At 36.8% G+C, this 7,956-nt stretch carries 7 protein-coding genes; 6 read left to right on the top strand and 1 reads right to left on the bottom strand.

The features are described from left to right. The first annotated feature begins 117 nt into the window (after nucleotides 1-117). The 3 genes from AC3DU7_RS19120 to AC3DU7_RS19130 all read left to right on the top strand — a co-directional run bounded on the left by AC3DU7_RS19120 (nucleotide 118) and on the right by AC3DU7_RS19130 (nucleotide 4,081). Nucleotides 118-1,044: a hypothetical protein gene (locus AC3DU7_RS19120; protein WP_488040901.1), complete on the top strand. Its 927-nt coding sequence runs from the start codon at nucleotides 118-120 to the stop codon at nucleotides 1,042-1,044. After that, complete coding sequence (locus tag AC3DU7_RS19125) at nucleotides 1,041-1,304, top strand: hypothetical protein (protein WP_488040902.1); 264 nt, start codon at nucleotides 1,041-1,043, stop codon at nucleotides 1,302-1,304. Before AC3DU7_RS19120 ends, AC3DU7_RS19125 begins: the two co-directional genes overlap by 4 nt. Before the next feature lie 137 nt (nucleotides 1,305-1,441). Beyond that, entirely contained in the window at nucleotides 1,442-4,081 is a 2,640-nt protein-coding gene (locus AC3DU7_RS19130) for an AAA family ATPase (protein ID WP_488040903.1), read from the top strand. A 138-nt stretch (nucleotides 4,082-4,219) separates the two neighbouring features. On the opposite strand, the gene recQ is transcribed toward AC3DU7_RS19130, so the two are convergent. Then, nucleotides 4,220-6,415 (bottom strand): DNA helicase RecQ, encoded by a 2,196-nt coding sequence (gene recQ, locus AC3DU7_RS19135; RefSeq protein WP_488040904.1) that lies wholly within the window; start codon nucleotides 6,413-6,415, stop codon nucleotides 4,220-4,222. 411 nt (nucleotides 6,416-6,826) lie between these two features. Here recQ and AC3DU7_RS19140 point away from each other — a divergent pair, with 411 nt between their 5' ends. The 3 genes from AC3DU7_RS19140 (at nucleotide 6,827) to AC3DU7_RS19150 (ending at nucleotide 7,696) form a co-directional block, all read left to right on the top strand. Then, the gene (locus AC3DU7_RS19140; protein ID WP_488040905.1) at nucleotides 6,827-6,916 is read left to right on the top strand and encodes an element excision factor XisH family protein; all 90 of its coding nucleotides are present in this window, start codon (nucleotides 6,827-6,829) and stop codon (nucleotides 6,914-6,916) included. A gap of 172 nt (nucleotides 6,917-7,088) precedes the next feature. Further along, complete coding sequence (locus AC3DU7_RS19145; RefSeq protein WP_488040906.1) at nucleotides 7,089-7,361, top strand: element excision factor XisH family protein; 273 nt, start codon at nucleotides 7,089-7,091, stop codon at nucleotides 7,359-7,361. Beyond that, nucleotides 7,358-7,696: a XisI protein gene (locus AC3DU7_RS19150; RefSeq protein WP_488040907.1), complete on the top strand. Its 339-nt coding sequence runs from the start codon at nucleotides 7,358-7,360 to the stop codon at nucleotides 7,694-7,696. Before AC3DU7_RS19145 ends, AC3DU7_RS19150 begins: the two co-directional genes overlap by 4 nt. The last annotated feature ends 260 nt before the right edge of the window (nucleotides 7,697-7,956 follow it).

Below are 7,956 nucleotides of genomic sequence, written 5' to 3' on the forward strand. Positions count from 1 at the left end.
AAAGTTATGCGTCTATGTTATGAACAATTTGAGAGGAAAAAGCTATAGTATTTCTTTAATCTATGAGGTATAGTTCCAACTGTTCTTTATTTCCTATTCCCTCCTATAATAAAAAAAATGACTATATTTCCCCACGACCAATTTGCCAAACAATATTTAGAAGAATTACTATCAAGTATTGGGGAAGTAAAAGCACCCCGTGAAGTTCGAGGAGAGGTCCGACAAATAGATGTTTGGTTTTCACCCCAACCACAACTTCAAGGAAATCCAGAAGAATTAGGATTATTAGGTCGCTTGGCTACAACTTCTGCTTTATTTGAACCTTATCGTAATCCTTTAACCCCTGATGAAATTAATAGTTATATTCTCAAATTACTGAAAGTTAAACGAGAAATGAACCGAAATAAAACTTGTATTCCTATGGATGATTATCCGAAATTATGGATATTAACTCCTACAGCTTCTCAGAAAATATTAGATGGATTTAGAGCTACTTTAGATGAAGAAAACTGGTGTTCGGGAATTTACTTTTTAGGAGAATATTTCCGCACAGCAATAGTAGTGATTCATCAATTACCAAAAACTCCAGAAACCATGTGGCTGAGAATATTAGGTAAGGACAAAGTTCAGTCTCAAGCCATTGATGAATTAGAAGCATTACCCAAAGATAATATCCATCGTGAAAATGCTTTATTGTTATTAGCAGATTTGCTGAGTAATATAGAAGTAAATCCAGATAAAGATCCAGAAGATAGGGAGTTAATTATGAGATTATCACCACTTTTTTCCCAACGTTTAGAAGAGGCTACTCAGTCGGGAGTCCAACGAGGAGTACAACAAGGAGTACAACAAGGTGTACAACAAGAACGTCGAGAAACGATCAAAAACTTACTTGTATTTCGCTTTGGAGAATTGGATAGCCAACTAGAGGTAATTATTCAACAGATTATGGAGTTGCCAAAAGAAGATTATTCCAGGCTAATTTTACAGTTACCTAGTTTATCTCGTGACGAACTATTAGCTAGATTTGGAGGTGAAAGTTGATTAAATTATCACCACTTTTTTCCCAACGTTTAGAAGAGGCTAGACAAGAAGGGTATCGACAGGGATATCAACAAGCACGTCAAGAAATAATCGAAAGCTTACTTGTATTTCGCTTTGGCCAATTAGATAACCATCTAGAGGTAATTATTGAACAAATTCAAATTATGGAGTTGCCAAAAGAAGATTTGAACAGGCTAATTTTACAGTTATCTAACTTATCTCGTGACGAATTATTAGCTAGATTTGGACAAGAAAATTAATGAAATTATAGTAAGCATTCATTAGTTGATGTACTTGTGGGGATGCTGGAAACCTAAAAGTAGGGGCGTTAGCGGCAGCTTTGCGTTAGCAAATGGCCATTCACCCCTACAACATTTCAATTATTAATGTTCTTAAGATGAAAAAAAATAGTGATTCTGTTCCTCGTCTCGATCTAGCACCACAATTGAAGCGACCCCTCTCTATTTGGAATCCTTTGGATTATTTGCGGTTGTTGTATTGGGTGTTTTATTTCCCCCAGGCGCTGCGGTGGTATGTGGAAAAGTATGGTGGTGGAGAAGGTCTAGAAAAACAAACTACTTGGCGAAGCCAGCTAAAGTTTCTGCGTCAGCACCCTAACCAGTTGAAATTATGGTTTCAGGGATTATTGTTGATGTTTTGTGCTCCTTATTTGGCTTGCGGATTACTTGAGCAAATGGGTTGTATCATTGATTGGGGAAATGTGGCATTAGGCATGGCAGGAGGAGTAGTGATTGGCATGACAGGAGGGGTGGCGGTTGGCGTGGCAGGAGGAGTAGTGCTGGGTGTGGCAGTTGGCGTGGTGTTTGCTTTGGCGGGAGGCATGGCGTTCGGCGTTGCGTTTTGCGTGAAGGCAGGTGTGGCATTAGGCATGGCAGTTGGCGTGAAGGCAGAGGTGAAGGCAGGCGTAATGGTTCGCATAGCAGTTGGTATGGCGTTTGCTGTGGTGATTGGTGTGGCAGTTAGTATGTTGTTTGGTATGAGAGCGGTTGGTATGGTGTTTGGTGTGGCATTTGGCGTGACGATTTTGCATCCAGAAAACTGGTTAATTGGTGTACCACTAAACTTGATATCAGTCCAGAATCGTAGTTGGTTTCTACCTAGAATAACCTCTATTCCTTTACCCTTACTAACAAATCGCTTAAAACTTTGGTTGAGAAAAGATTGGCAAGTAGGTTTAGAAAATATCGATCAACTCTTAAAATATAGCTTACAATTTATTCCGGTTGTCAATGCTATCAATCAGGTGCTAGCAGAACTTCCGCCAGAGCAACTTGTTTATCGAGTTGCTCAACTAGCAGAAAATCCCTATGATTGGAAGCTTGTGAAATTTGCTTCTGCATCTCTAGCACAAGAATTGAAATTACTGTTTTTCAGAGAATTCAATATTTTTCTGCGAAGAGTCTCCTCAAGAACACCAACTCGTTTAGATACTCCATCTCGTGCAACTGTTGCAGGTTTCTGGTATCTCCACGAACAACAACCTGAAGAAGCAACAGCAGCATTTGAGAAAGTACGTTCTTTGTTGTACGGTGAAGAAATATTTCTCTTGGCTCAAACGCTCACTCAGTTTAAAGCTGCAAAAGACCCCTATGCCATTGCCAAAATACAAGTTCCCATCTTTCCCTCTGAACCACTTTTACGCCCCAGCACCTGGAAAGCAATCAATGGTTTGCGTCGCGTCGTCGAAGAGACACAACTCATTTTAACAGCAACCTCAAAGTCAACTACTGCTTTTGCACTCGCTAGAGCCATAGGCCAGTTAACAGGAATTCAAAATAATGCGGAGACTCTTCCCCAAGCAGAACAAGGTTTGATTGTCGATATTGCTCAAAATTGGAAAACAGCCCTAGAAAGCATTGCTCAAGATATTGGTAACATTTCCATTACTCAACCAGTACAAAATCACTATGTTATTGGCGACCCAGTAGAGGGTGACTTATTTGTAGGTCGGGAAGATATTATGAGACAGCTTGAGGAACTGTGGGTTAGAAATTCTCACAAGCAGTCAGTTGTTCTCTACGGTCATCGTCGCATGGGAAAAACATCTATTCTGCGGAATGTTGCTAACTATTCCGGTTCAGATATTCAAGTTGTTTATGTCAACCTCCAAAATTTAGCAGCTATTTCCGAGGGAATGGGTGAGGTATTTTTAGCCATAAGTGATGAAATTTCAGCAGCTCTCAACTTTCCCCCACCAGACATAGACGAACTCCTGAGACTTCCCCAACGAACTTTTAAACTCTACTTACAACAGGCAATTAAAAAATTAGACAACAAACGCTTAATTATTGCCCTGGATGAATTTGAAGAAATTGAAAACCTAATTAATGCCCAACAACTCCCCCCTAACTTCATGGCAGTATTACGGGGGTTCGTGCAGATGAGTCCGAAAATTGCCTTTGCTTTCGCTGGGTTGCACACTCTTGAAGAAATGACAGAAGATTACTTTCAGCCATTTTTTGCCAGCGTTATTCCCATCCGCGTCGGTTTTTTGAATAGAGCAACAACTAGACAACTCCTTGCCAACCCAAACCCAGACTTCCTGCTCAACTACGAACCAGAAGCAATGGATCGCATTTACGACCTAACATTCGGACAACCTTATTTAGTACAACTATTGGGATTTTTACTTGTCCGTCGCTACAACGACCAAACGTTTGAACAGGGAAAACCACGAGAGTCAGTTTTTACCGTTGCAGATGTGGAAGCCATTATTCGTCAAAATGAACTATTCCAGAATGGGCGTTATTATTTCACAGGAGTTTGGGGTCAAGCGGCTCAAGATGCACCGGGACAGCAAGATATTCTTAGAGCTTTAGCTGACTATCCAGAAGGTTGTAGTCGTGCCACTATCCAGGAAATTACAGGTTTAGAAGAAAGTATATTAAATAATGCTCTTGAAACTCTTGCTCGCCACGATGTCATTATCGAAACCGAGGGCAATTTGCGGTTTGCAGTGGAACTATTTCGGCGTTGGGTAGTGGGGAATAGGGATCTGTTCGTAGTTGGGCTTTAGCCCTCTTTCAGACCGACGGAAGACCCAGGAATGAAGATTGAGAAAGGGAAGGAAGTATAGAGTAGACAATTGTATTACTGGATTTTAGATTCAAGGGCTAAAGCCCTACTACGAACTGGGCTAAAGCCCTACTACGAACTAAAAATCTAAGCGATCGCTCCGCCAATATGCTCTAACTAATTTAATTTCATTATAATTATAACGTTCTTGTAAATATTCATAAATAGGTTTTAATGCTCCATCTCCTACTTCTTCTATTGCAGCAATAATTTTTTCCTGATGTTCGGGTGTTACTAATTTATCAATATCTACTGGTTGCTCTTTTTCTATTAATTCGGCTAAATGACCAGTAACAGTACCAGAACTTATTCCTCTTTGATTAGCAATAGCATCAATACTTAATCCTTGTTTATGCAATTCTAATGTTTCTATTTGAGTAAAAGAAGGAACATTATCTACAACTTTTGCTAATTCTCGAATAGGTTCTGAATTACTAGGTAAACCATTCTCGGCACAATAATTTCTAATAGCTTGAATAAACTTTTTGCCATACTTCTCTTGTTTCCGACTACCTACTCCAGAAATATTCATAAATTCATCTAAAGTTTGAGGTCGTTTCTGTGCCATTTGTTGTAAAGTTGTATCTGGAAATACCACATAAGGAGCTACCATTTGTTCATCAGCAATTCGTTTCCGTAATGCCCGCAATTCTTCAAATAATCGTTGTTCATCTGCGGCTAAAGAAGTAGTAGTTTTTTCAATTTTACGTTTCTTTTCTATGGCAATTTCTACATTTTTTCTTCGCCCCATTACCTCCCAACTATTTTGATTAAGTTTCAACACTGAATAACCATCAGTTGTTTCATCCATTAAACCTTGATGTAAGAGAGATTTTGCTAAATGTTTCCATTCATCAGCACTTCTATCTTTACCAATAGCATAAGTAGAAAGTTTGTCATGTTTTTTATCTAAAACTTTCTGATTTTTAGAACCTCTTAAAACATCAATAATATGGTTCATACCAAACCGTTCTTTAGTTCTCGCCACACAAGATAAAAACTTCATTGCTTCAATCGTCCAATCTTCTATTGGTTTAGGATATTTACAGTTATCACAATTTCCACAATTTTCGGGCAAATCTTCACCAAAATAGCCTAATAAAATTCGGTGGCGACATTCAGTAGCATCAGCATAATCAAGAATTCGCCTTAACTGTTGATAACCAATTCTTTGTTCCTGTTCATCAACTTTTTGAGCGATTAAATATTCAATACTTTTCTTATCGCCATAACTAAAAAATAGAGTACATTTAGCAGGTTCTCCATCTCGACCTGCTCTCCCAGTTTCTTGATAATAACTCTCGATATTTTTAGGCAGATCGTAATGAATTACAAATCTAACATCTGGCTTATTAATACCCATACCAAAAGCCACAGTTGCCACGATTACATCAATATCATCTCGGATAAATTTAGTTTGATTAATAGCTCTTTCCTCATCATCCATTCCAGCATGATAAGGTAATGCAGATACACGATTTTGTCGTAATTTATAAGCAATTTCATCAACTTTTTTTCGACTATTACAATAGACTATTCCAGAACCACCAATTTTTCTAATTATCTGCAATGTTTCAGCAAAAGTATTTTTAGCACTACTTTTTTGGCGGACTTCATAATATAAATTTGAACGGAAAAAACTAGCAATATGAATATAAGGTTGTTGTAAATTTAATTGAGCAATAATATCTCCCCGGACTCGTTTTGTTGCTGTAGCAGTTAAAGCCATCATCGGCACATTTGGATAACTTTCTCGTAACATTTGTAATTGTCGATATTCCGGGCGAAAATCGTGACCCCATTCTGAAACACAGTGAGCTTCATCTATGGCAAAAGTAGAGATACCTTGTTGAGTATTAATTAACTCTAAAAATGGTAAAAATCTTTCTGACAATAATCTCTCTGGAGCAACATATAAAAGTTTGATTTTGCCCTGCATAATATCTGTTTCTCGTCTGCGAGTTTCTGTCAGTCCAAGACTACTATTTAAAAATGTCGCAGCAATACCATTATCTTGTAAACTTGCTACTTGGTCTTGCATCAAAGAAATGAGAGGAGATACTACTATTGTTAAGCCTGGTTTGAGTAATGCTGGTAATTGAAAACATAAAGATTTTCCTCCACCAGTAGGCATAACAATTAGCATATCTTTTTGTTGAAGTGCTGTTTCAATAATTTGTTTTTGCCCTGGGCGAAATGAATCATAACCAAAGTAATTTTTTAGATGTTTTTCTAAAGATGGTTGATTAAGTTTTGTTTGGTTTTGCACCGACATAGTTTTAATGAAGTCAGAAGTTAGAAGTCAGAAGTCAGAAGTTATTTTTGTAACGTGGATTTGAGCAACGCTCCAAAAATATTTCACCTTAAAAGGCAGGGTTTTAGACCCAATTATTTTGATAATTAATTTAATAATTTATTATATTGTAGGTTGGGTTAAGCGCCAGCGCAACCCAACAAATCAGTTATCAGTTATCAGTCAAAGTTTTGAGCCTATAAAATCGGGGTTGCTGATTCTGGGTATGATTTTATAATTTTGTATTTTGGATTTTGTATTTTGGATGGTTTGAACTACTTGTTAATATTAACTGTTCCCTATTTCCTATAAACCTACTTTCATACCTTAATTTAGCAATGCCATAAAATCTTACTTTTGACTTTTGAATTTTAACTTCCGTAAAACGGTACAATGTCTGCTAAAGATATTTTTCATCAATTAGTTAGAACTGCTCTTGAGAATCATGGTTGGATAATAACTCACCGAATAATTAAGGTTTGAAGGCTCTCCTTTAAATGAGAAACAAGAAAAAAATTTCCTTTTAGTCAATCCTCTTCTTTTCAAGGAGAGGTAATTATTAATTATTAATTATTAATTATTAATTATTGAATGCCCCTATCGTATTGATTTAGGATTTGTTAATTTTTATATAGATTTAGGTGCATAAAAGTTAATTGCTGCAACAAAAGAGGATAAAAAAATTGCTGTTGAAATCAAAGCTTTTCTGGCAGCTTCAACAATTTTTGAGTTTCACACTGCGGTTGGGCAATTCATTAATTATCGTATTGCTTTGGAAGAACAAGAAGTAGAAAGACGATTGTATTTAGCAGTTCCTTTAGAGATTTATAAGTGCTTTTTTAAGTATCCATTTATTCAAACTGTAATTAGTCGTAACCAAATCCCCTTAATTATTTATGACATTGAAAAGGAGGCGATCGCTCAATAGATAAATTAGATTTATATCGTCAATTAATTCAGGAATTACTAACAGTAAGAGCTAGATTGCGTTCTCCTAACGACCCAATAAAAAGTCAAACAGTTTTTGACCGCGAAGGAGACCATTATCAAATGGTAAATTTAGGGTGGAAAAATAACAATACCCGAATTTATGGTTGTGCTATTCATGTCGATATTATTGATGGAAAAATCTGGGTACAACATGACGGAACTGAAGAAGCGATCGCCGACCAATTAATAGAAAAAGGAGTTCCAGCACAAGATATTGTTTTGGCCTATCATCCACCTAATTTGAGGAAATATACAGAATTTGCGGAAAATTAACTATTATTGTCATATTTGACAATAACAATAGTTTGTAGTAGCCAAGCTCGCTTTTTATAATTTGACTTTTGAATTGAAAGTTTTGAACCGATCAAATCTCACTTTTGACTTTTGACTTTTGAATTTTGACTTGAGTAAATAACTTTTGAATTGAAAGTTTTGAACCGATCAAATCTAACTTTTAACTTTTGACTTTTGACTTTTGACTTTTCAGGGGTTGCGAGAATTTAACCAACTCTCCAAATCTTCTAGACTGTTGA

This window comes from Okeania sp. (genome assembly GCF_983059655.1).

Bases quoted from the DNA above. Each gene is read 5' to 3' on its own strand.
- AC3DU7_RS19140 (WP_488040905.1), top strand. From the start codon at position 6,827: ATGTCTGCTAAAGATATTTTTCATCAATTAGTTAGAACTGCTCTTGAG.
- AC3DU7_RS19130 (WP_488040903.1), top strand. From the start codon at position 1,442: ATGAAAAAAAATAGTGATTCTGTTCCTCGTCTCGATCTAGCACCACAA.
- recQ (WP_488040904.1), bottom strand. From the start codon at position 6,415: ATGTCGGTGCAAAACCAAACAAAACTTAATCAACCATCTTTAGAAAAA.
- AC3DU7_RS19120 (WP_488040901.1), top strand. From the start codon at position 118: ATGACTATATTTCCCCACGACCAATTTGCCAAACAATATTTAGAAGAA.